This window comes from Acinetobacter sp. 22512, from assembly GCF_052044755.1.
GTDB classification, from domain to species: domain Bacteria; phylum Pseudomonadota; class Gammaproteobacteria; order Pseudomonadales; family Moraxellaceae; genus Acinetobacter; species Acinetobacter pittii.
This window is the reverse complement of record NZ_JBQENP010000001.1, coordinates 302,453-325,648: the sequence shown is the minus strand read 5'-3', so window position 1 is coordinate 325,648 and position 23,196 is coordinate 302,453. Positions and strand designations below refer to the sequence as shown.

General features: G+C 34.4%; 27 protein-coding genes. 22 read left to right on the top strand and 5 right to left on the bottom strand.

Annotation, left to right across the window (positions count from 1 at the left end; all coding sequences use genetic code 11):
• Positions 1-146: 146 nt before the first annotated feature.
• The 6 genes from ACTJJG_RS01605 to ACTJJG_RS01580 all read left to right on the top strand — a co-directional run bounded on the left by ACTJJG_RS01605 (position 147) and on the right by ACTJJG_RS01580 (position 5,159).
• Positions 147-833, top strand: a complete 687-nt coding sequence (locus tag ACTJJG_RS01605; protein WP_014207075.1) for a glutathione S-transferase — start codon at positions 147-149, stop codon at positions 831-833.
• A gap of 7 nt (positions 834-840) precedes the next feature.
• Positions 841-1,602 (top strand): SDR family NAD(P)-dependent oxidoreductase, encoded by a 762-nt coding sequence (locus ACTJJG_RS01600; protein WP_032055742.1) that lies wholly within the window; start codon positions 841-843, stop codon positions 1,600-1,602.
• A 9-nt stretch (positions 1,603-1,611) separates the two neighbouring features.
• Positions 1,612-2,295, top strand: coding sequence for an SDR family NAD(P)-dependent oxidoreductase (locus tag ACTJJG_RS01595; protein ID WP_032055744.1), 684 nt, complete (start codon positions 1,612-1,614; stop codon positions 2,293-2,295).
• Positions 2,296-2,372: 77 nt separating this feature from the next.
• The gene (locus ACTJJG_RS01590) at positions 2,373-2,930 is read left to right on the top strand and encodes a chorismate mutase (protein ID WP_233752438.1); all 558 of its coding nucleotides are present in this window, start codon (positions 2,373-2,375) and stop codon (positions 2,928-2,930) included.
• Between the two features lie 49 nt (positions 2,931-2,979).
• Positions 2,980-3,999, top strand: a complete 1,020-nt coding sequence (locus ACTJJG_RS01585) for a hypothetical protein (protein WP_032055748.1) — start codon at positions 2,980-2,982, stop codon at positions 3,997-3,999.
• A gap of 608 nt (positions 4,000-4,607) precedes the next feature.
• Positions 4,608-5,159, top strand: a complete 552-nt coding sequence (locus ACTJJG_RS01580) for a TetR/AcrR family transcriptional regulator (protein WP_032055750.1) — start codon at positions 4,608-4,610, stop codon at positions 5,157-5,159.
• A 69-nt stretch (positions 5,160-5,228) separates the two neighbouring features.
• Here the strand turns inward: ACTJJG_RS01580 and ACTJJG_RS01575 are convergent, their stop codons facing one another.
• The gene (locus ACTJJG_RS01575) at positions 5,229-7,418 is read right to left on the bottom strand and encodes a TonB-dependent receptor family protein (RefSeq protein ID WP_032055752.1); all 2,190 of its coding nucleotides are present in this window, start codon (positions 7,416-7,418) and stop codon (positions 5,229-5,231) included.
• 497 nt (positions 7,419-7,915) lie between these two features.
• Here ACTJJG_RS01575 and ACTJJG_RS01570 point away from each other — a divergent pair, with 497 nt between their 5' ends.
• Both ACTJJG_RS01570 and ACTJJG_RS01565 read left to right on the top strand, forming a co-directional pair.
• A complete protein-coding gene (locus ACTJJG_RS01570; RefSeq protein ID WP_019767634.1) occupies positions 7,916-10,150 on the top strand; it encodes a TonB-dependent receptor in 2,235 nt (744 codons plus the stop codon).
• 94 nt (positions 10,151-10,244) lie between these two features.
• Positions 10,245-10,928, top strand: a complete 684-nt coding sequence (locus ACTJJG_RS01565; RefSeq protein WP_002163149.1) for a Fe2+-dependent dioxygenase — start codon at positions 10,245-10,247, stop codon at positions 10,926-10,928.
• A 41-nt stretch (positions 10,929-10,969) separates the two neighbouring features.
• Here the strand turns inward: ACTJJG_RS01565 and ACTJJG_RS01560 are convergent, their stop codons facing one another.
• The 3 genes from ACTJJG_RS01560 to ACTJJG_RS01550 all read right to left on the bottom strand — a co-directional run bounded on the left by ACTJJG_RS01560 (position 10,970) and on the right by ACTJJG_RS01550 (position 13,114).
• Positions 10,970-11,365, bottom strand: coding sequence for a Fur family transcriptional regulator (locus ACTJJG_RS01560; RefSeq protein WP_019767636.1), 396 nt, complete (start codon positions 11,363-11,365; stop codon positions 10,970-10,972).
• A gap of 397 nt (positions 11,366-11,762) precedes the next feature.
• A complete protein-coding gene (locus tag ACTJJG_RS01555) occupies positions 11,763-12,278 on the bottom strand; it encodes a hypothetical protein (RefSeq protein ID WP_023187825.1) in 516 nt (171 codons plus the stop codon).
• Between the two features lie 113 nt (positions 12,279-12,391).
• Entirely contained in the window at positions 12,392-13,114 is a 723-nt protein-coding gene (locus tag ACTJJG_RS01550) for a type 1 glutamine amidotransferase (RefSeq protein ID WP_032055758.1), read from the bottom strand.
• 262 nt (positions 13,115-13,376) lie between these two features.
• Between ACTJJG_RS01550 and ACTJJG_RS01545 the strand changes: the two genes are divergently transcribed.
• From ACTJJG_RS01545 to ACTJJG_RS01500, 10 genes are all read left to right on the top strand, one after another.
• A complete protein-coding gene (locus ACTJJG_RS01545) occupies positions 13,377-13,607 on the top strand; it encodes a hypothetical protein (protein ID WP_005068685.1) in 231 nt (76 codons plus the stop codon).
• Positions 13,608-13,757: 150 nt separating this feature from the next.
• The gene (locus tag ACTJJG_RS01540; protein ID WP_019767639.1) at positions 13,758-14,132 is read left to right on the top strand and encodes a TonB C-terminal domain-containing protein; all 375 of its coding nucleotides are present in this window, start codon (positions 13,758-13,760) and stop codon (positions 14,130-14,132) included.
• A 266-nt stretch (positions 14,133-14,398) separates the two neighbouring features.
• Positions 14,399-14,668: a hypothetical protein gene (locus tag ACTJJG_RS01535; protein WP_017398406.1), complete on the top strand. Its 270-nt coding sequence runs from the start codon at positions 14,399-14,401 to the stop codon at positions 14,666-14,668.
• A gap of 307 nt (positions 14,669-14,975) precedes the next feature.
• A complete protein-coding gene (locus tag ACTJJG_RS01530) occupies positions 14,976-15,434 on the top strand; it encodes a hypothetical protein (protein ID WP_017398404.1) in 459 nt (152 codons plus the stop codon).
• A 186-nt stretch (positions 15,435-15,620) separates the two neighbouring features.
• Complete coding sequence (locus ACTJJG_RS01525) at positions 15,621-15,821, top strand: hypothetical protein (protein WP_002114613.1); 201 nt, start codon at positions 15,621-15,623, stop codon at positions 15,819-15,821.
• Positions 15,822-16,004: 183 nt separating this feature from the next.
• Positions 16,005-16,514 (top strand): hotdog fold domain-containing protein, encoded by a 510-nt coding sequence (locus tag ACTJJG_RS01520; RefSeq protein ID WP_017398403.1) that lies wholly within the window; start codon positions 16,005-16,007, stop codon positions 16,512-16,514.
• A 16-nt stretch (positions 16,515-16,530) separates the two neighbouring features.
• On the top strand, positions 16,531-17,103 hold the full coding sequence (locus ACTJJG_RS01515) for a lysozyme (protein ID WP_372552708.1): 573 nt from the start codon (positions 16,531-16,533) through the stop codon (positions 17,101-17,103).
• Positions 17,104-17,662: 559 nt separating this feature from the next.
• A complete protein-coding gene (locus ACTJJG_RS01510) occupies positions 17,663-17,905 on the top strand; it encodes a hypothetical protein (RefSeq protein WP_017398401.1) in 243 nt (80 codons plus the stop codon).
• A 183-nt stretch (positions 17,906-18,088) separates the two neighbouring features.
• Positions 18,089-19,195: a minor capsid protein gene (locus ACTJJG_RS01505; protein WP_032070445.1), complete on the top strand. Its 1,107-nt coding sequence runs from the start codon at positions 18,089-18,091 to the stop codon at positions 19,193-19,195.
• A 162-nt stretch (positions 19,196-19,357) separates the two neighbouring features.
• Positions 19,358-19,621, top strand: a complete 264-nt coding sequence (locus ACTJJG_RS01500; protein ID WP_032055765.1) for a hypothetical protein — start codon at positions 19,358-19,360, stop codon at positions 19,619-19,621.
• 56 nt (positions 19,622-19,677) lie between these two features.
• Here ACTJJG_RS01500 and ACTJJG_RS01495 read toward each other — a convergent pair whose 3' ends face one another.
• On the bottom strand, positions 19,678-20,532 hold the full coding sequence (locus ACTJJG_RS01495) for a DMT family transporter (RefSeq protein WP_032055767.1): 855 nt from the start codon (positions 20,530-20,532) through the stop codon (positions 19,678-19,680).
• Positions 20,533-20,755: 223 nt separating this feature from the next.
• On the opposite strand from ACTJJG_RS01495, the gene ACTJJG_RS01490 reads away from it, so the two are divergent.
• From ACTJJG_RS01490 to ACTJJG_RS01475, 4 genes are all read left to right on the top strand, one after another.
• Positions 20,756-21,625, top strand: a complete 870-nt coding sequence (locus ACTJJG_RS01490) for a LysR family transcriptional regulator (RefSeq protein ID WP_005073761.1) — start codon at positions 20,756-20,758, stop codon at positions 21,623-21,625.
• Positions 21,626-21,814: 189 nt separating this feature from the next.
• Entirely contained in the window at positions 21,815-21,946 is a 132-nt protein-coding gene (locus ACTJJG_RS01485; protein ID WP_002114618.1) for a hypothetical protein, read from the top strand.
• A 274-nt stretch (positions 21,947-22,220) separates the two neighbouring features.
• Entirely contained in the window at positions 22,221-22,508 is a 288-nt protein-coding gene (locus tag ACTJJG_RS01480; RefSeq protein ID WP_002114606.1) for a hypothetical protein, read from the top strand.
• A 247-nt stretch (positions 22,509-22,755) separates the two neighbouring features.
• Positions 22,756-23,118, top strand: coding sequence for a NirD/YgiW/YdeI family stress tolerance protein (locus ACTJJG_RS01475; RefSeq protein WP_032055769.1), 363 nt, complete (start codon positions 22,756-22,758; stop codon positions 23,116-23,118).
• The last annotated feature ends 78 nt before the right edge of the window (positions 23,119-23,196 follow it).

Here is a 23,196-nt window from a genome sequence, read left to right as displayed (position 1 = left end):
AATAAGTAGTAAAAATCAAATAATTCTTAGCTTTCGGAACTTGTTCGTCATCAAAAACAGTTTGACTTAAAAAAGCATTCTGTATATTTATTGATTAGTTCTAAAAAAGAACTAGATAAAAGGCAATTAAAAATAAAGGTGAATAAATGTCGAATATTATTTTGCATCAATGGGAAATTTCCCCATTCTGTCAAAAAATTTCAAGAGTTTTGAAATTTAAAGGAATTCCATTTGACACAGTTAACTATAACGGCATTCTTGGAGCGAAAGTTCCTCTACTAAGTAAGGTGGGCAAAGTACCTGTCATTGACCATAACGGTCAGAGGATTCAAGACAGCACTCGAATCGCGCGCTATCTAGATGAAGCCTTTCCAGACACACCTCGGCTTTACCCTGAAGATCCAAATCAAAAAGCGCTTGCTGAACTTTGGGAAGATTGGGCAGATGAATCTCTTTATTTTTATGAAGTCTATTTACGCGTAAATGACTCAGAAGCTTTAGAAGAAGCGATTCGCATTAGTAGCATTGGTCGTCCGGCCTATGAAAAGCCCATGGTAAAAGGTTTTATTTTAGCCGAGTTGAAAACGCAGCTATTCTTTCAAGGCTTAGGACGTATGAAAGCTGAAAATGTTGAAGAAGAATTTATACGACATCTCGACCGTATTGAGCAGGTTTTGTCACAAAGTGAATGGTTAGTTGGAAACAGCCAAACCATTGCAGACATTGCGGTAGTTGCTCAACTCGGTGAAGTGATCCGCACCAGTAAAAAATTTAGTAAAGAAATTTTGAATCGTCCGTTTATTGCATTATGGTATAAAAAACAAACAGGGTGAAATGTCTATGACATCAGCAACATTAGATAAAAAACAAGATTGTGCGGTTGTTATTGGCGTCGGGGCATCACAAGGTATTGGTGCAGCGGTGTGTCGTCTTTTCGCCAAAGAAGGCTTAAAAGTCTATGTTGCTGGACGTACTTTCCAGAAAATTGAAGCAGTGGCTGCCCAAATCCATGCAAATGCAGGGGAAGCTGTAGCGTTTCGTTTAGATGCAGAAGATATACACCAAGTACAAGCCCTGTTTGACACCATTACAAGTCAAAATGAGCGTATTACTGCTGTCATTCATAATGTGGGGGGGAATATTCCTTCCATCTTTTTACGCAGTCCATTGTCGTTTTTTACTCAAATGTGGCAATCCACTTTTTTATCGGCTTATTTAGTTTCTCAAAGCTGTCTAAAAATTTTTAAAGATCAAAATCACGGTACGCTTATTTTTACTGGAGCGAGTGCATCTCTACGCGGCAAACCTTTTTTCGCAGCTTTTACGATGGGAAAATCTGCCTTAAGAGCTTATGCCTTAAATCTAGCCCAAATCTATAAATCACAAGGCATCCATATTGCTCATGTGATTATTGATGGCATGGTCGATGGCGATAGAGTGAATAAAGCATTATTTGGTCTGGGGCGGTTAGCTCGTCTTACGCGTGGCACTGGCGGACTTAATATTGATGCAATTGCAGAAAATTATTGGATGCTTTACCAACAAACACCGAAGCTCTGGACACATGAGTTGGATTTACGCCCTTATCAAGAAAAATTTTGAGAGATTAAAATGCTAAAAAAAATATTCCAAAAATTTCAAAAAAAGCAGGGCTGTGTTGTAGTGGCTGGTCATGACCTACAACTGATTGAGCGTGATTTTGTAATTCTAGATAAAAATGCACATTTTCCATTACATCTTTATCAGGTTATACATGATTCAACTACGCAAAAGATGAAAATTCATTCTATAAATGATGGCGTGACAGCAGTACATTTAAATTTAGTGAATGCAGATCACTTAAAATGCTTATTGCGTTATATTTCAAAACACGGGCATACCATTGAACTCTGTGTATTTCAGCCGAGTTTTTCATCTTCGCCCAATATCGAAGCTTTGTCTTTAGAAGAGATTGAACACAGTTGGCAGACCGCAGGTTTAAGTGCAGTAAGTATCGCTCAAGCTGTCATTAAGCCTATGCTTAAACAACAGCGGGGCACCCTTATTTTTCTTGGCGCACCCTCTAATCACTCGACCCATTACGATGTGTTAAGCCAAAGCATGTTTGCTAGCATTCGAGCTTTATCGCAGTCATTAGCCAGAGAGTTTCAGCCTAAAGGTATTCATGTTAGTTATTGCATGATTGAAAAATGGGAGGGGCAAAATCAGCACTTTACCTCATCTCTCAAACAAGTATGCCAACACATCTATCAGCAACCTGATTCGGCATGGAGCCAAGAACTCAGCCTATCTTAAAATTTTACTTTTACATGTTGTTAAAATACATTACTGATCTGAAATGACGACAGAACAATAACTTCGGTAGGTTTTAAATGGTGAATATAAAGAGTTTTCAGCGAACGGTTCAAGTAGTGTCGACCTTGGCAGCTTTTATGTGTTTTCCTCCACTCGCGCAAGCTTCACAATACACTCAAACTGCTCGTTTAGTTAACGAACGCTTATCTTATATGAAGGATGTCGCAGGTTATAAAGCAGAGCAGCATTTACCTATTGAAGATTTAACTCAAGAAAAGAAAGTTCTGGATCAATCACTTTCTGAAGCCGAATCTTTTGGCTTAAATAGCGAAACGGTAAAGCCATTTATTGTGACGCAAATGAATGTTGCCAAGGCCATTCAATACCGTTATCGGGCTGATTGGTTGTCGATTCCAGAAAGCAATTGGAAACCTCAAGATTTAGCAGAAGTACGTTTAAAAATTAGTTCTTTAAACACTGAACTTTTAAAAAATATCGCCGATGAACTTAAGAGAAATCATAACAAAGCGCCTCATGACTGTAGTTATATGTGGCCTGTTCAGCATCCACAACTTAAAGAAGCCGACAAAAAAGCTTTATGTATGACATTAAATAAAATTAAGTTAAAAGACTGAATCTATTTAAGATAATTAAAGCACTAAATTTGTTATCAGGAGAGGTTTTATGAAAAAAGCTTCCTCAATATCTTTTCTTCTTAAGAAGAGATATTTACTGATACTTTTGTTAGTTGCAGTCTTTGGTTATGGCAAATACCACAATTACAAAGAAAAGATTTTATTTAGAGAATATTATTTACATCCACCATTGTATAGAGAGATTTGGCCATCTGAATTTGACCCTAATGGAGTCACATTAGATATTCCAGCAAATTATCTTATGGATGCAACTGCTATTTCTGAATCTTCACGAAAGAAAGATCTAGAATTCAGAGAAAAGCAAAGGTATGAGAGCGGCAAAGCCTTATGTGATAGATTTCAATGTACTGAACTTTTTCAAGTTCTTTTACCTGAGTACAAAGGAAAAACATTAGAAAATTTACATATTTTTAATCCTGAATCAGTAAGAGCTGATTATGAAATACCTAAAGACTGGCAAGAGTTTCATAAGTATGTAATTTGGTTTTCCTTAAATAGCTGGATACCTAAGAATCATAAAGTGAATGCCAGTGATGCAGAAATTACGATGGGTATAAATTTAAGTTCAGTGTTTCATCCGAAAGAGTATTTTGAAACGCCAAAATTAATTAAATATATACAAACTAAACCAGCTCCAGAATTAGGCTTAACAGAAGTGGTATCACTAGATCCTAATTTACCAGGCGGGTTCTATAAAGTTCTTGTTTATAAGGATTGGCAAAAGAAATATCCTGAGGATGTAACAGAGGATTATAATCATTATAAGATTTATTTTAAAAAAGACGCTGGTGGAAATATAGTTTCTTATATTAGTTGTAGTACTTTTGCTCGTACTTATTTATTAAGTAAACCAGATCCTGAACAGGCTATTCTAGAAGACTATGCTAGACCAAATCAGCAATACTATTGTAGACATACTTTTAATGTGAAGGGACTGCCGATGAGTATTACCGCACATTACAGTGATATACATTTAGCTGATTGGCAGAATATAGAAAATAATTTAACTCGGCTTATACAGTCATTTCATGTAAAAGAGACTAAGTAAGTTTCAATATTTAAAGCTCTTGTTATTTAAAGAGCTTTTTTTATATTCAATACTCTTACTTCTTCAGTTTAGAACATTGACACCCAAAATCTCTCCGATTATCCTTTGCCTGCTGGCCACATTGCCAGTCAGCTTTTGACAGAGCTGGTACAAAAGGCGCACAACAACGTATTATTTCGTTTTGTGCGTTCTCCTAAGTCACGCCTTTATGGTGAGGCTAGGAGGGGCACGCTTGCGTGCGCTGGTTTCCTTTTGTACCAGTCTGTCAACCCTTCTAGTCTTGCCACCATTATTTGACAGTAATTGGTAAGACTCTTCTAAATCAAAAGGAGTCCGCCGTTATGCGTACTATTTCTTCTTTATTGATCTCTGCCAAAATCTCTTTATACATTCCATTTAAAAAGTCTTTCAAACGGTTTAATCGGCTCTAGGTTTTTTGCACCTTAAGAATCGTTACGACTAAAAAATCATAGCAACAATAAACCTGAGATAGGCGAGCACACCTTTTTGTGCCGCTTTTGTATGCCTGTTTTTAGCGCTCAATTTAAGAGTGACAGTATTTCTATCTCATTTACTTACAACAAAAAATTATTATAAACGGTATAAAAATGCCAAATTTAGAAGCATCATTTAGAGCACTTTGCGTGCTACATGCGGCAAGAGATTTGTTTAATCAATATGGGTTTTACATTGGGATTGACCGAATTATTGAGGAAGCCAAAATTCCCAAAGCCACTTTTTATAACTACTTTCACTCCAAAGAAAGGCTCATTCAGATGAGCTTAACTTTTCAAATAGATGTATTAAAACATGAGGTGTTTTCAATTATTTATTCGTACCGTGAACTTATGATGTTTGATAAGCTCAAGAAAATTTACTTTTTACATGCAAACTTAGAAGGTTTTTATCGTTTGCCATTTAAAGCCATTTTTGAAATTGAAAAGCTTTATCCAGCAGCTTATACGGTCGTCAGCGACTATCGAAAATGGTTCATAAATGAAATTTATAAGTTGCTTTTAACCGTAAAAGTTACCGCTACAGTTGAAGATGCCTACATGTTTTTGTTTGTGATTGATGGGGCAATGGTCCAGCTTTTAAATGCAAATAAGATCGATGAAAGAGATAAGTTATTAGAATATTTTATGTCGATACTTACTTAAATTGGCGAAGACTTTAATACTTAAAGAAAAGCCCTCCGAAGAGGGCTTTTTATTCAATTTGGTTTAGCTTTAAAAATCAAAAGATGTTTGTAGATAGAACGTACGTGGCAGTCCTACATACTTACCGCCAGTAGAGTCTGTTGAGCGAGTAAAATATTGCTTATCAAAGACGTTTTTGATTCCACCAGCGATTTTTAAACCTTTAACTTGTGAACTTAAGTCATAAGAGGTACGTAGCGCAAAAGTGGTGTAACCCGGAATATCTCCATATTTACCATCAGCAGTTTCTTCTGTTTGATAGACATTACTATCTGGAAGATCTGGTGAATGCTGCTTAGATTGAGCAAACATATCCGCATTTAAAGACCATTTATCTACTGTGTAACCTAACCCAACATTACCGACATGCCGCGAGTAAAACGGTAGGTCTTTATCTTTAAATTGACCAGCTTCAGCCACTGCTTTGGTAAAAGTATAGTTTCCATATACTTTTAAGCCTTCCAGTGCATCAGACAATTGTCCGAAATCATAGCTAATACCTGTTTCGACACCTTTATGGCTGGTTGCCCCTAAATCTGTCCAGATTCCGTTATTAGCAGCATCACGAACCAATGAAAGCTCTTTATCAAAGTCTAAATAGAACACGGTAAATTCGGCATTTAAACCATTGCCCAAATATTTGGTGCCAATTTCATAGTTGTTCGACTTTTCAGGATGTAAGCCTTCGGTTGTAGCCGTTGCGGTTGTTCCTTCAAGACGAGCTAATTGACTGTATTGCTGTGGACCGAACGATACGCCTGCGTTTGCAAATATATTCCAGTTTTCATTTGCTGAGTACATCACGGATAAACTTGGTAAAAATTCGTCTGAATCAATTTTTGGATAAACAGTATTAGGTTGTCCTTTGTTATAACCTGTGAAGTTATTATGGGTTTCAATTGATTCGAAACGAACACCCGGTGTAATCGTCCAACGGCCGAGTTCCATACGGTTGTCGATATATACAGCATGTGCTTTAGTACCGCCTTCACTACTACTACGCGGAGCAAAATCTGGCACTGATGAACCTGCTGCATAAGATGCAGTACGTCCTGCAAATTCAGAACTTTCTTCTTTTAAATAGCGATAGCCAACCGTTACTTCATTTTGAGTATTACCAAGTTCATAAATGCGAGAGTAACGCGGTTCAATTGCATAGACTTTATAATCGCGTGGAGCAGAATCGAGGCGTTTTTGCCCATTCGCTAGTGTAGTCTCAAGATTACTAGTACGGAAAGAGTCGATGTAGTAACTCAAAACCTCGAAGTTATTTTTTTCATCTTTATGGTTATAACGTAAAGAGACATCTGTACGTCGACCTGCAAAATAGTTCTTTTCACCAGAAGATTGATAAGGGTTTTCAGCATATTGCGCCTGAGTTAAACCCTCTGGCATTTCACCACGACCTTCATAATGATGCAGATTTAAAGCAACCGAGTCTTTATCATTAAATTGATACGCAGACTTTAGCATTACATCATCGATATCAATCTTATTGTTAGCTTCTCGATAACCATTTCCTTTAGTCCCTGAATATAGAAGGGCAAGGCCTAAACCATTATCTAAAGTTCCTCCCACAAATAGATTAGGGCTCAGTTTTACGTGGTCAGTACCAGAAGCATATTCTGAAGTCAGGCTAACAGTTCCGCTAAAATCTTGAGGAATTGAGCGAGTCGCAAAGTTAATAATTCCGCCTACGTTTTGAGGCCCAAAACGTACCGAACCTGCACCGCGCACAACGTCAACTGACTCAATATTACCAATTGAAACAGGAGCTAAAGATAACTGTGGCTGACCATAAGGTGCAAATGAAAGTGGAACGCCGTCTACTAGAACTGTTGAGCGAGGTGATAGGCGAGATGCTAGACCACGAACCCCAATATTGAGTGAAACATCACTACCACCTGTTCCGCTGCTATCTTGAGCTTGAACCCCAGGAATTTGTTTTAATGCTTCTCGGATTGAAGTTGCAGCTGTTTCATCTAAACGCTTACGGTCAATAATAGTTCGAGCGCCAGCATGCTTGTGAACAGTTTCTGCATTTGCTTCTTCTAACCAGTTACCTTGTGCCTTAATGGTAATAGTCGGTAAAGCACTAGCAGTTGTATCTTCAGCATGTACAGGAAGTGCGAGATAAGTACAAGCAATTCCGATTGCATAGCTAAGTGTAGAAACTTTGAACCTAAAATTTGGTAGTGAAAGAGGGGTTGAGCGGTCCATGTTGATGTATCGAAATCCTAAACGATAATTATAATCATTATAGCGAAAAAGTAACAAAATTTTATAAAACGGTTTAGTTTTTTTCTAAGAATTTTAAACTTTTTCTAAAAGGTTACTTTTGATAATAATTTCAAAGAGCTGACTATGATTTAGATATAGATAATAAGATTCTAGCTAGACATTGGCTGTTAAAAGATCGAAGCCCTCTTATGTACAACCACATATAATTTCTATTTAAAGACACAGTAAGTATAAAAGTAGTGGTGAGATCAAAAGTACACTATTACAAACTTAGTGTAGATAATCAGGTAATAAGTTGACTTTAAAGGCTATTTGTGTGAAATTGAAAATAATTTCATAAATATTTTTAATTAAAATCAAATAATTATTAATTTTTATTGAACATTTGTTATAGGATTTTTATATTAAATTATTGTTTTAATAATCAATAATCATTATTATTTGCGCTAATATTTACATGAACACACAAAATATATATGGAATTTATTAAGTCTCGCAAGAAGATTGCTAAATCAGCAATAGCTTCTTCATTATCAATTGTAGCTACAACTGCAATGGCTGCTCAGGAAAATTCTGTAGCGCTTCCATTAATTCATGTTCAAGCAGATGCAGAGGTTGCACAGAGCCTTAAAGTTGATAAATCGGCTAACTCTAAATTTGTCGCACCTCTATTAAATACACCAAAATCAGTTTCAGTAATTTCAAAACAACTTATTGAAGATATCAAAGTAAATACATTAAGTGACGCACTTCGTACTGTACCAGGCATTACCTTAGGTGCTGGAGAAGGCGGTAACCCGAATGGGGATCGACCATTTATTCGTGGTTACAATTCAGAAAGTTCGATGTACGTTGATGGTATTCGTAACTCATCATCACAAAACCGTGAAATGTTTGCTATCGAGCAAGTTGAAGTGACTAAGGGGTCTGCTTCTTCTATGGGTGGTGCAGGTTCTGTTGGCGGTAGCATCAATATGATTTCTAAAGTTGCTAAAAAAGGTGACTTTTTAGAAGGCTCTGTACAAGCAGGTACCGATAATTATCAACGTATCACATTAGATGGTAATAAAGACTTCGGTAATGGTACTGCTGGTCGCGTTGTTCTTATGGGGCATAAAAATGAAAAAGCGGGTCAAAGCGATGGCGCTGAATACAAGCGTGTAGGTATCGCACCTAGTATTACATTTGGATTGGATACACCAACACGTGCAACTTTAAGTTATTACTACTTAAGATCTGATGACACTCCAGATTCAGGTGTTCCATATAATTACGATACGGCTAAAAAGGCAACTGTTGGTAAGCCTGTTGATGTTAAACAAGGTATTTACTATGGTTTAAAAGGTCGTGATTTCCAAAAACAAGAAAATCATATTGGTACTTTTAAAGTAGAGCATGATTTAAATGAAAATCTTACTCTTGCTAACACCGTACTCTACAGCAAATCAAAAAATGATTACCTTTGGACTCAGCCAGATGATTCAAAAGGTAATGTAGCAAACGGTAAAGTTTGGCGTCGTATTAATTCTCGAATTACTGACACTGATATTTTCACCGATCAATTATCTTTAAGAGGTAAGTTTAATACTGGAGCTATCAAGCATAGCTTTAATGTCGGTGCAGAATACAGTGATCAAGAGTCAGATAAAGGTAGCTACACGACAACATATCCGGGGTATGCAGGTTCTACAACGGGCGGTTTTAATAGTGATTGTGCTATTAATGATGCATGGTGTACTTCATTAACTAATCCTAATTCTAAAGATGCGTGGTTAGGTGGTCGTATCGCCAATAAAGCAACTACGACAACGACTACAAAAAATACTTCTGTCTATTTATTAGATAATATTGAGTTTAATCCTCAATGGTTACTTGATTTAGGTGTTCGTTGGGATAAGTTTGATACCGAACAGGTGACAAATGCCACTGGCGCTAAAATCGAGAGTAATAAAGATTTTGTTACTTACAATGCAGGCGTAACTTTCAAACCTACTGAAAATGGTAGTATTTATGCAAGTTATGCAACTTCTGCTAACCCTGTAGGTGTTGATGGCGGTGATGGTTCTGAGTCAATCGGTCAAGCTTATATGGACCTTAAACCAGAAGAAAGCCAAACCATTGAATTGGGTACAAAGTGGAACGTTCTAAACGAAAAACTTAATTTAACTGCTGCCATTTTCCGTACAGAGAAACAAAATACACGTATTCAAGTTGACTCAAGCACTTATACGAATGGCGGCGATAGTAAAGTTGACGGTATTGAACTTTCAGCAAACGGAAATATCACTGATAAATGGGCTGTGAGTGCAGGTTACACCTACTTAGATAGTGAAAATACTGATCCAGGGCCAAGTTGTAGTCGTGCTGGTGTATGTAATCCAGAAAATGCAGCTAAGGGTAAGCAACTTCCAAACGTACCTAAAAACTCTGCAACTTTATGGACTACATATAAAGTATTGCCTCAAGTTACTGTGGGTGCTGGCGCTTTCTATGCTGACAAAGTATATGGTGATGCAGCTAATACAAAATGGGTTCCTTCATATGTTCGATATGATGCAATGGCTCGTTATAACGTTAACAAGAATGTTAACTTGCAACTTAACTTAAATAATCTTTCTGATAAGCGTTACTTTACTAAAGCATATGCTTCACACTATGCAACTGAAGCAGAAGGCCGTAGCGCAGTATTATCAGTTAACTTTAAATACTAATAAGTTTAAAAATTTATTAGTTTGAATAAGTAATCTAAAATAGCCTCAATATGAGGCTATTTTATTAATTAAAGCTATTTTTAAAGGTATCGCCGTGATTCACCATATTCCAAATGTACTTAATAAAGACCAAGTCCAGTTTTTCCGTCAAGAAATGGACAAAGCAGAATGGGTTAATGGAAAAGTCACTGCTGGTACACTTTCAGCTACAGTAAAACATAATCAGCAATTGCCTGAAGAAGATCCTCTAACTCATCAACTGAGCAATATCATTCTTGATGCTTTAGGAAAACATCCATTATTTCTATCTGCCGCAATTCCCCTAGATATAATCCCACCATTATTTAATCGCTATGAAAATCATGAGTCTTTTGGTTTTCATGTAGATAATTCAATACGGCTCATACGTGGTAGTAATCAGCGTTTAAGAACAGATTTATCGTGTACGGTTTTTTTAAGTGAGCCAGAAGAGTATGAAGGTGGGGAACTCGTAATTGAAGATACGTATGGATATCATGAGATTAAATTACCTGCTGGTGATATGATTTTGTATCCATCTACCAGTCTACACGAAGTCACCGCTATTACTTCAGGCTGTCGTATAGCGTCTTTTTTCTGGGTTCAGAGCATGATTCGTGATGATGCAGAGCGACATATGTTATTTAATCTAGACCAAACTATTCAAAATTTACGTATGCAACTAGGTGATGATCATAAAGAAGTTTTGAACTTAACCAATACTTATCACAACTTAATTCGTAAGTGGGCTGAGGTTTAAATAACAAGGCGAGTAATTAAGTAGCGTAGATTATTTATAGACTACTTATAAATATTTACTTCAATATTTAACGCTTTTTCATCAATTTTTTTCAACAAGCATTCTAGTAGTTCTTCTACTTTTTCATCATATTCAAAAGGATGAGATTTTCCAGTTTTGGTATTAATAAGATTTAAACTAATTTTATTAGAGGCTGGTCTATAAATCCCTCTATTACTTTTACCTAAAACAACTCTTTTAATTAATTTTCTATGTTCGAGTTCCGCTAAAGTACGATATGTCGTGGCTAGACTAATTTTTAAATTTTTCTTTTGAGATAGTAGATATATTTCTTCTGCAGTTATTCCCTTATCGTTCTCATGTAGAAAACGAAAAATAGCAACTCGCGAAGGTGTAGCTGATAAACCCATTTCCATTAACGCTTGATGATAATCCATTTAGTTCCTCTGCTAATGGCTTCTTTACATTTAAATTGATTACTAAGGCTTTTTAGTAGCAGGTAAAAAAATCTATTTGAAAACGAATGATATTAGTCTTAATTGTAAACCATTTGGTATAAAAAGTATTATGATAAAAAGTAAAAATACTAATAGAAATAACAAAAGTTAGCAGTCGATTCTTTTTTAGAAGCTCATATTTACCATACCATTAAATTTTTAGACTCTCATGACCTGAGTTCTATTTTGCTCAATGATCTCTGTTAGCTTTTCACATGATTGATTTACTTTTGTTATAGGTGAGGCTGCAATACCTATGAATTGAGAGTTGTAAAGATGAAGGAAGTGGCATTCCTAAAAGTAACATTTAAAAAGCCCTCCGAAGAGGGCTTCAAATTTATTTAAAGTTAGGTTGTTTTAAGATTTTGTAGACCTTTTCTTTATATACATGATTAGAAATAACACCTTTATCTCGCTGTTGTTTTAGCGATTTAAACTGTTGGCCACGAATTTCTCTTTGAATGCCCACATTATCATGATGTCTAATGTAGTAAAGACTACGCTCATGATCGCTCATATTCACTGTTTCATCAGTAAACGAAGAAGGCTTTGCTTCATTTTCTTGATATTGTTTTGCAATTTCAAAAAAATCTACGTTTTGAGAATGAGGAGAATTAAATGAATTTTGTTGTTCAGTCAGCTGATAGTTCTGAGTGTTAGAATTTACTTCAAGCATACTTTTATGCTGATTAAATCTAGGGCGGTTATATTCTTGTTTGGTTTGAAATGTGTTTGTTTCAGCAAAAGTGGAAGAAGAAAAAAGCCCAATATTTAAAGATAAAAAAGTTAATAAAAATCTATTCATTTCTTTGGGAGTCCAATTGAAATTGAGTAAATCACTGTATTGTAACATTAAAATTTGATTTTTGAAGGTTTGACTTCAAGTATGCTTGATCAACTGGTAAATAATAAGATCTGTAGCGGAGCGTAAAAGCCAATTTAAAAAGGCTCTTTACACTCATTTTTTTAAGATCGTTTTGAATATTCTTCTTTCAATTTATCCAGAAAAATAAAGAGGTTTTGATTCATTTTTTGATAGTCATGCTTCCATAATTCTTCACGAGTATTCACAAATTTATAATTATGAGCATCATTTAACTCGATTTCTGAATGTTGAATCAGCAATTCAACTACTTCTGAAGTTAATTCCATATGACATTGTAGGCCATAAACTAATTTGGAATATTCAATAATCTGTCTTGGGCACCCTGCGCTAAAAGCAATAATTTTTGCGTTGGGAGTTAAGCCTGGCATGTCGTTATGCCAATGGCCAACTTCGGTCATTTTTCCTAAGTGAGAAAACTTAGAATGCGTTATTCCATACTCTGTAAGCATAATTGGAAACTTACCAATTTCTCGCTCAGGGCTGTGTTCAAACTTGGCACCTAAAGCTTCACCGATCAATTGAGATCCTAGGCATACCCCAATAACCACTTTATTTGCTTCAATCGCTTTTTTAATGATTGCTTGTTCTGCTAATGAATTAAAGTGAGGGCACATATCTAATGTAGTATCGGGACTTTGTGGGCCACCCATTACAATAAGAAAGTCAATATCTTCAACAGAAGTTGGCAAAACTTCATTTAAATACACTCTTGAATAGGTAATTTTGAAGTTATTCATTTTGCCCCAAATTTCATATGCGCCAGGCGCTTCAAAATCTTCATGAACAATAAAATGTAACCGCATAACAATCCTTAAAATCTAAACATTAATAGGTAGATCATTGGTTAAAAATCAAGGAAATATTAAAATTAGAATAGGGCCTTTAATACATCCAGTTTTGAAAACTTATATGGGCCAGCTTTATTTGTTTTTATCGAAGTTGAAATTATTTGTTTTTAAAATATATGCGATATATTTATTGTTAAGTTAAACTAAATTATTCTGGTGTGACAATAGCATTTCAATTTGTTAAATTGTGTAGCTTTTATCAAAGTGGACAAAATTTATGAAGACATTTTTAGTTATATCTTTATTGGGTTTTGGGCTGATTGGTTGTGCTTCATCTCCATATAATTCTCAAGAAAATTATTTAAATAAACCTCCAATAGTTCCAGAGAATAAAGCTTTTAATAGTTTTAAAACACCTGAACACGGGATTTTTACTGATCGAGATGTCTATAATATAAATATATCAGAAAATTCAAATCTAAATTTTCGTTATGAAGTTCCTTTTTAATGAAAATAAAATATTAAATAAAAAAGGGAAGAGCAAAGGTGGCTTCACACCTTTGTTAACTCATAATAATTAATGATTAATACAACCTTTTGGGTGGTTTTTTAAACTCTAAACTGTTAAATTTTAATTATTGAAAATAAGGTATTTTAAATGAAAAACTTCACTATTGTTGCTTCTTTATTTTTGTTAGTTGGGTGTGCCACAGGTCACAAACAAGTCACTCCTGTGCCAGTGGCTGATAATAAAATTATTTCAGAAGCTGAAAAATATAAAAAACAATATCAAAAGAAAATTTATAAAACATGGAATATTCCCAAGTCTTCTACAGGTATGAGTGCAAGTGTTAAAGTCTTTTTAACGGATACTGGCGAAATTGAGCAAATTATCTTTTTAGATAAAGAAGAGCAAAAATTTAAAACAAGTATTGAAAAAGCTATCTGGCGTTCAAGTCCATTTGTTTTACCATCTAATCCGGAAGTAAGAAAACAAGCAAGAAAATTCAATATTAAATTTCATGTAAAATAAAAGAAGATACTAAACATGAGGAGCGGATTTAAAGGATTTTCATTTATTTATATTAAATTCGCCCCTTTGTTGTAAATATCTTTAATACTATTTACTTTAAAATTTTGAGGTTACAGAAATATTAAATATACTAATTAATATTTTTTGATAAACAAAATATAAAAATTAATAACATTTTTATCAAAAAGTTAAAGAAATAAAACTTTAATTACATAGCCAATTAATATAAAAGAATATGTAAATCTAGAAGTTTATCAAGAAAAATTATGCATGAAGTGAAGAAATCTTTTAAAGAAAGTAAGACTACATCAGTTGTAGCATGGGTTGTGATTTTGTTTGGAATTGTCTTAGGCTTGGCTTTTATTTTGTCATACGGGCAAGTTGAAACTCGAAATGATAATTTAGACATTATCCAAGTGTGGTCTAAAGAAATGGTCACTGTAGGTCTTTTTATTATATTTAATGGACTACTTTTCGGTTATTTGTTTTTAAAAATTAGTAGTATTTTGAATCACCTTGAAAACAATAAAAATTAAAAAATATCTTAGTAAATTAATATCTTGTATAAGTATATTTCATCTTAAATGGATGGTAAGTTAGTATTGGAAGCATTGCTCATCTATAAAAATAAATTGAAAGAAAATTTTTCAAAATCTTCTTTTATTTTGGTATTTTGTGTTGCATGTTTCACATTTTTAAATGTTTTTGATAAATACCTTACTATTAACTTTCAAAAACCTTGTATTTCTTACATTTAGTTGATGAGTTTTACCCTATCTTACATAAAAAAATAATAGTTTAAAGAAGTATATAAATATACGCATGAGAAGATAGGAGGTTAAGATGCCAAGATATCTAGCTATAGCAGATAAGGTTTATAAAAAAATTAAAAATGACAACTTGTTTTCTGATGATGTAATAGAAAATTTAAATTGTTTGGTTGGGCTTATTCGTAATGCGATAAAAGGTACTGAATTCAAATTAAAGTATAATTTTATTAATTTTGAAGACTGCTTAACCAAACCCATCGAGCAATGCTCGGTAAAAATTGATTTTAGTCTTATGCCTAAGTTTGATAATGAAGGTGAGTTTATTTTATGGCTTGCAGGTTTTATTGAAAGAATCACTGATGGAGGTAAAGCTAAATTTCCTCCTATTTCTCAGTTGGTCCCTCAAGGCTTTAGTATGGTAAATGAAAATATTCCAGTAACTACTTTACCTGTAAAAGAAGAAAATGCAGAAATGATTATTAATTATTTTAAATCAGATGATTATATTAAAAATAATAAACTACCTTCTTAAAATATATAAAAGTTATAAGCCAATTATCTCTATCAATTTAGAGCTTAGTAACCGCCTTCGAGGGCAGTTTTCTTTGTTATATGTATCTTAAAGTGTCTGTTACATAAATGATGATTGTTTCATGTTGAATGTATCTGTTAATTATTTGAGCATGGTATGAGACAAGTGAAGTAAAGGATAAATTTCATGATAGATGAAGAAAAACCCTTAAATTTTGATGATGATGAAGAGCCTCTTGATTTTGCAGATGAAGAATTTATCGATGATAAAAAAGAGGATGAGTTGTATAACAGTATTACCAAAGATGGCTCTAGTGTCGATCCGGCAGATGATGGTGAGCGACATATTCGACCTGAAGATGGCGATCCCATAGAAGTCGAAGAATAATCTATAGCCCAATTTTATATTGGGCATTTTAATTTCTAGCGTATTTGGTTGAACAACAACAAACCCTAGATGTTATTCAAAAATTATCATTAATGACTTAAAAAACATTAAAGTTAAGCAATGAGTCTAGAGATATGAGGCTATATATTTATTAAATTCTTATTTTCAGCCAGAAGTAAAACTATGAGTAATTATATTTATAAATTTGCCAACCAAATCAAACATAACGCTGTACCACCAATTAATGACGTTTTGCTCGCTTTTAGAACATTGAAAGCAATACCAGGTGGATTAACGTTGTTGTCAAAAGTTGTTAGCCGTGTTGCTCCATATTTTCAAACAGTAAATCCAATTATTCAAAAACTAGATGCTGACGTGTGTGAAGCTTTCATCAAAAAGAATAAATCAGTCGAAAATCACATAGGAACAGTTCACGTTATTGCCATATGTAATGGATTAGAATTTGTTATGGGTGTACTAACCGAAGCATCTATTCCTCAACATTTAAGATGGTTACCTAAAGGCATGAATGTAAATTATGTCGCCAAAGCCGATTCTGATATTAAAGTCGTCGCAACAATTGATGAAGAATGGAAAGTTGGCGATATGCAAATAAAAGTAAATGCCTATAGAGCAGATGGACAGCCTGTAGTTCAAGGGTATATTACACTTTGGGTTACAGAGAAAAAGTAAGATGACAGAGGATTAGATGCAAAAAATATTGGATTATCTTTGCAAGCTTTTTACTACTCAGTCTCGGTCACGTGCCGCTACAAATAGCTCGATTGCTACAGCAACAGACAATGGCGATCAGGAAATGGGTTTTGCGGTAGATGAGATGTCTCTGAGTCAGGTAGGGGTAAACCATATTTGTAATTTTGAAGGATTAAGACTCAGTGCTTATGATGATGGCATAGGTGTCTGGAGCATTGGTTATGGCACAACCAGATACCCAAATGGTTTGAGCGTTCAAAAAGGTGACACATGTACTCTTGAGCAGGCCAAAGTATATATGCAGCATGATTTGAAAATATTTGAGCGTGCAGTCAATGGCGCTGTAAAAGTTCCTTTAACGCAAAATCAATTCGACGCATTAGTCTGTCTGAGTTATAACATCGGCGTAGGAGCCTTTAAAAAATCGACCTTATTAAAAAAATTAAATTCAGGAGATTACAAAGGGGCCGCAAACCAATTTGATGTATGGGTAAACGCAGGTGGTAAGCGTTTGGCTGGATTGGTTAGACGCCGCGCTATTGAAAAGAAATTGTTTTTAGGATCATAGTCTTTTTAATTTTTATAGGGTTTTATCAGAAAAGCTATTCCGATCTTTATAAAATTTAAGCATGAAAAAAGCCTGATGCTACGAATCAGGCTTCAGTATTCATCGACAATAGGAGTTGATGAACAAGACCAATCTAACAGACCTGTTCAGTAAAGGCAAACCAAGGCTTGAATTGCTGAGTCAGATAAAAGTAATTTTTCCAAATTACACACATTAAAAAAGCCCTTGCTCGAAAGCGAAGGGCTTAGTCATTCATTGATCTACCAATGAACTATATAAGGCTCATCTCATACTAAGGTCAGTATATCTGAAATTGGAGCAACTGAGAAGAAAACCTTATAAATAGCTTTTCATTCTATTTAAAATTAATTTATTTGGGCATATAGCAAGTTACATCATTGGTAAATCAATACACAAAAATTGCACTTTGCATTTTTATGGATGTGGTATTTGTGTAGGCTCTGATTGGCTTGGGAAATAAAACAATAGCTATCTTTTAAAGGTTCAATAAAGTTTTGAACGAAGACATCAGGAGCCAGATATAAGCAAGGAAGTAAATATGAATTTAATTAGATTAGAAGAATTATCATTGATGAGTAATGCGGTTTTAACACCTCAATTAAACAAGTGGCCATGTATACAATCACCAAATTTAGAAGATACTGATTGTCAGAAGCATAGAGATAGTTTTTCCGAACAATCTGTTAAAAAATTTCATAAAGAATGGCGAAAACAACAAAAGAAAATACTTAAAAATATTCCGAGTAATGCTGTTTTACTCAGCATTAAAGAGATTGTGTAGTTAGACACGAGACAAGTTTATAAAGATATAAATTACAAGGATAAGCTGTTAGCTAAATAACTTTACGTAGGTACACTTGTTAGTCATAACTTATTCTAGAGATATTAATAATAAGCAAATTATATAAGGTAAGACAAACAAATAGAAAATAACAAAAAGGGCAATTCTGTAGAGGTAATTTTTATGGTTAATCTTCATCAGAAATCACTTTTTGATGTTCTGACTCAACATCAAGCTTATCTATATCGAGCATCTTCAAGATCGGTCAATGAACTTCTTAATTTATTTAATTCCGAAACAGTTAACATGCTTACCAAGTTAAGTAATTTGTTAGATGGACTAAATGAAAAGGAAAAAACAGCGCTAGCAGGCGGACTTTACTCAACAGCTCCATTAAAAGAGATACGTGCACTAATTTCTCAATGGTTTAATGTAACGAATGATGCACTCATTGATACGTTTACTGTCTCTGCTGTGGCATTGGCTGTCTATGAAGTCAGATATATGTCAAAAATTTTTGGTGGCAAACATAAAGAATTAAAAGGTGAACAGCTCTATAAAGCTGCTAAACGTGTTCCTTTAGCAGGTGGAGCATTGGTAGATGAGTTATTTTCTACAATTGCAGAGGTGGCCCGTCAAAGAGTGGAGTATGCAATTCGGGATGGCCTCAATACTGGAGCAACGAATCAACAAATTATTCAAAGGATTCGAGGGACTAAACGCCTTAAATATGAAGATGGACTACTAAATAGCTCTAAGATTGATATTGAACGAACTGTGCGTACGATTCGAAGCCATATATCCAATCAGGCCTATTTACACAGCTATAAACAGTTAAAGTTTGAATATGTCAGATTTGTAAGTGTGCTTGATGGTAGAACCTCAAAAGTATGTGCAGCCCTCGATAGTAGTGTGTGGAATATCAATGATCCTACAAAAAAAGTTCCGCCTTTGCATCCTCATTGCCGCAGTATTCTAGTTCCAACTCATGAAGATGGTCAGCTAGTTGGTAGCCGAGCCTTTATTATGGATGAAAGAAAATTTAGGGATATTCCTAAAAATGAACGTGAACAGTTAATTGGCCAATTAGATGCAAATATGTCATTTAAAGAGTTTTTTAAACTAACAGATGATTTCTTTCAAAAAGAGTGGTTAGGGCCTAAAAGATATCAACTATATAAAGAAGGACAATTCGACTTTGAGAAGTTTTTTGATCCAGAAGGACGGTTGTATACACTTGAGGAGCTTAAAGAACTTGATGAACGAGCTTTTAAAGCATTGGGATTGTGAGATAGAGTAGAAATATTAGAGATAAGATTTTTATCTTGAATAATATTTTTAGTTTTAACTAAATACACACACTTAAACAATTAGTTGAAAAAAGTTTCAATAATCTGGCCAGATAGCATGTTAAGTTTTTCTCAATCATAAAAATTTAGAAAGGATCAAAACATGAAATTTTCCTACCAAGATCTTGCTGGAAATAATGTTGAAGTGGAATGTGAAAGTTATATCCATATTCCATCAGGTGCAGCTATAAAATCTACAGAAGCTGGCAATTACCACATTACTGAAAATTTCAGCTTCTATAAAAAAACTCAAGCTGATTCTGTGCCCATCTATCGATTTGCTATTGATCGTAATTCTAATGTTTTTAATAGCGATGAACTGCCAGCATTAGCTCAAATTGGTAAAGATTGGAAAAATTTAGAGTAGTCTTTAACTCAGCATAAAGCCCTCAGTCGAGGGTTTTATAATTTACCTTAAATGAGTTATTTCTTTTTAAATACAAGCATTAAGCCTATTAAAATTGCAATCATTCCTATTAAGCCTGCAAGCGGCAACTTATTTTTTAAAATTAAAAAATCTAAAAGTGCAGTAACAACAGGGACTAAATAGAATAGGCTTGTCACATTTACAAGATTGCCCTGATTTAGAAGACGGTAAAGTAAAAGTTGAGCAACTACAGAAATTAAAATTCCAAGAAATAATACCGAAATAATGAGTTGTGAATTCCACGTTATTTCAAAATGTTCAAATGGAACTATAAATAAACAAACTACAAGGCTAACTACATATTGGAGCGGTAAGACATCTGTTGGGGCTTGTTGAATATTTTTTTGCATGATGGCCCCAAAAGTTATACAGATCAGTGCTGCTAAAGCAAAGAATATTCCGATTGGAGCGATAAAAGACATAGTTAAGCTTTTCCACACTAAAAGGATGAGTCCGGCTAAAGCAATCAATAGACCTAATAATCTCTCTTTTTGTAAATTCTTTTCTAAAAGACAAAGCGTCAAGATTGGCTGTATTCCCATGATTGTGGCCATTAAACCAGGGGTGACTCCGTGAGCCATGGCTTTAAAATAACAAATTGAATAACCTGCAATAATAAGGAGTCCAGTTAATAAAACTTGCTTTCGAGTTCCATGCTTAGGCAAAAGCCTTTTTCTAAAAATAGCAATTAACAATAGAACAAACAAAGCTGTGGCAAAACGCAGAATTAATAATGCTATAGGTGAGGCACTGTCGAGTCCCCATCGAGTAAAAATCGCAGCGCTTCCCCAAAGTAAAACGAAAGTGGATGTCGCACTTTGTGACGCAAGCATCTGTTTATTTAGGCGCATAAAACCTCCTCCTAGTGCGTAATACCTAAGAAATACGAAGTGATAAAATTGTTAGTAAGGACAGTGATTAACGAGTTATTCAGTTGTTAATCAATTTACTGTTAGCGACGTTAAAAAATGAATTGTTTTAACTTCTTATAAGCTCAGTATGAAAGAGACAATAAATAAAGAAAAGCGCATAATTCTTTTATATACTATTTGAAAATCGAATAGATAAATTCTAATGACTTTAAAAAATTTACAGATTGATTGGCTAAAGTGTTTTGTCACCGTAGTAGATACAGGCTCTTTATCAAACGCAGCACCTGAGTTATATCGGTCACAGTCAGCTGTTAGCATGCAACTAAAAAAACTTGAAGAAGCTCTACATTGCCAACTTTTAATACGAACGCACCGACAAATTGAATTAACGTCTCAAGGACAGCTGCTTTTAGGTTATGCGCGCCGTATTCTCGACTTACATGCAGAAGCCCAAATGGCATTTCACGGAGATGAGCTGAAGGGGCGTATACGCCTTGGGGTGCCCGATGATTATGCTGCAAAATATTTAACGCCCGTACTGAAGCGTTTTGCTCCACGTTATGGAGGTGTTGAAATTGAATTAATTTGTGAGCAGTCTACTTCGTTAATACCACGGGTAGAAACTGGGGATATAGATTTAGCATTAATTTCGAGAGATAACGCTCGTCAAGGAACACTTCTATTTCATGAACCAATGGTGTGGGTAGGCTCTCCACAGTTTGAACTCTGGCGAGAAGATCCACTCCCAATTGCAGTTTATGAAAGTACTAGTCAAGCCAAAAAGAGTGCTATTAATTCTTTGGCCTTACAGGGACGCCGTTATCGGGTAGTATACAACAGTTCAAGTTTAGCTGGTCAAATTGCAGCAGTGGAAAGTGGTTTAGCAATTGCTGTGTTCACACAGTGTAGTGCGCCTGAGCATTTAACTATTTTAAGTGCTGATCATGGCTTAGGACCTTTAGAACCTATGGAGGTCGCTGTTTATCGGAGTCGGGCATCTTTGGAGTCTAAAGCTGTGGATCACTTATATGACTTACTCCTCAAAACGCTCAGGCATTCAGTTAATATTTAATTTAAGTTTATTTTAGGTACTGGGCTTTGAAATTGTTGAGTTAAATTTAAATGAGCACTTAAAGTCAAAACTAAATAGCTTTACATTTTTGCGCTAAATCTACAAAAAAGCCTAGAAACCTATGCTGATCGTAAAACTAATAAAAAGTATTTATTAACTCATCAATCTGAATAACTCATGAGGTGAAACATGACAAAAATTATAGCGACCTTGGGTTTAGCCGCCTTTATTTCTTTGAGTGTGAGTGCTTGCCAAGGTGAAAACGACACAAAACAGCAAGATAAAACCACAACTCCTCATTCAATGGATAAAGATTCATAATCTAGTTGAATGCCCAAAGCCCATCGTAAGATGGGCTTTTTTATATCTTTTTATTTCTGTCTTAAAGTGTGATTTGTAACTCAAAAGATTTATTTTTAATGGCACTGTTCAAAATATGTTGACTAATACACTCGGTTTTAAATATATTTAAATTCGACACTAATTATTTTAAATAGAACTCTATATTTAAAGTAAATTAGTTCAAATATCCTCAGATCAGAAATTTAACCTTTAAATTTGATTATAAAAATATTAACTAATCAAGGAGGTAGGTATGGACGCTAAATTTCATTCTGAAAATGAATACGGTTTTATCTTAAATATATTGAACAACTATGTTGTTATAAAGAAGACATTAAAAGATGATCATTATCCTTATGATTCATTTGGTTATCTTCTTGCTCTTTATCAACCACTAAAAGTCTATATCCCTCAGCTTCCACATCCAAAAATTTATATTGAGGTTGGTGGAATTTCTTATGACAGAATGATTGTTATGCAAACTGAGGACGAGACAGAAGCCATAAATATTTTATTGAGTTTAGGACAACTTGTTGCCTAACAATGAAGTGATATTTAAATGCTGAGTTTAATTTACTTAAGAAAAAGCTTTCTTAAGTAAATTCACGAAAAAATAAAGACCATAAAATAGTTGTTGGAAAAGAGAACTTAAAGAAATTTTTTAATATTACTATTTATTCTCATTAAAAAAAGATCCTAATAAGATACAAAAAGCCACAAAAGCTAAATCTATAACTTTAAAAGAATTTGTTTATATAACTAAGAATATTAAAAAGTAGGTAATCGTCATGAAAAAAATACTTTTAACAGCGTTGGCTGGATTTGCTTTATTAGGAAGTAGTGCTGTGATGGCTAAACCAGATGCTGCTTTATTAAAAGAAGCAACAAAAAATGTAGTCACGGTGGCTAAAGTAAAAACTTTGGCTGATGAATCTGGAGTAACTTTAACTGGTACGATCGTAAAGCATATTGCTGGGGATCATTTTGAGTTAAAAGATGCTACGGGTTCAATCATAATTGATATCGATGATGACTTATGGAAACCTCTTGAACTAAAAGCAGGGGATAAAGTACGTGTCGTTGGTGAGGTAGATAAGCATAGAGTTAAGCCTACCGATATTGAAGTTTTCCAAATTGAGCGTGTTAAATAAAAGCTAATGTTTTAAGTAAATATTGTTCAAAACCAATGAAAAAGAAAACTCCTATTTTTAGGAGTTTTCTTTTGAAGA